At 57.1% G+C, this 389-nt stretch carries 1 protein-coding gene; it reads left to right on the top strand.

Annotated features, from left to right (window positions below):
* Positions 1-113: 113 nt before the first annotated feature.
* A partial coding sequence (locus tag RCF13_RS02435; protein ID WP_308140813.1) for an HAD-IA family hydrolase occupies positions 114-389 on the top strand: 276 nt, incomplete at its 3' end.

Genomic DNA, 389 nt, shown 5'->3' with positions numbered 1-389 from the left:
TTTCGGATAAGATGCGCGTCAAAAACAAAGGATTAGAGCGCCGGTCTGATCCAATCAGATCGAAACGCGCTCGAACGCTTCGCGATGCGGGCGGACCCTCACAGGAGGAAATGGTGTCCCACAGTTCTTATGTCTTCGACGCTTATGGCACATTGTTCGATGTCCATTCGGCGGTGCGGCGGCATGCGGAGAAGGCCGGGCCGGACGGACGGGCATTTTCCGAACTGTGGCGCGCAAAGCAGCTCGAATATTCCTGGGTGCTGAGCCTGATGGGGGCCTATAGCGATTTCTGGAAACTCACCGAGGATTCGCTTGATTTCGCATTTGCGCGCTACCCTTCCGTCGATCCGGGGCTGCGCAATGACCTGCTCGACGCCTATTGGACGCTT

This window comes from Stenotrophomonas maltophilia group sp. RNC7, from assembly GCF_030910085.1.
Lineage (GTDB): Bacteria > Pseudomonadota > Gammaproteobacteria > Xanthomonadales > Xanthomonadaceae > Stenotrophomonas > Stenotrophomonas sepilia.
The sequence above is the reverse complement of the archived record's forward strand: the minus strand, read 5'-3'. Positions and strand labels throughout refer to the sequence as shown.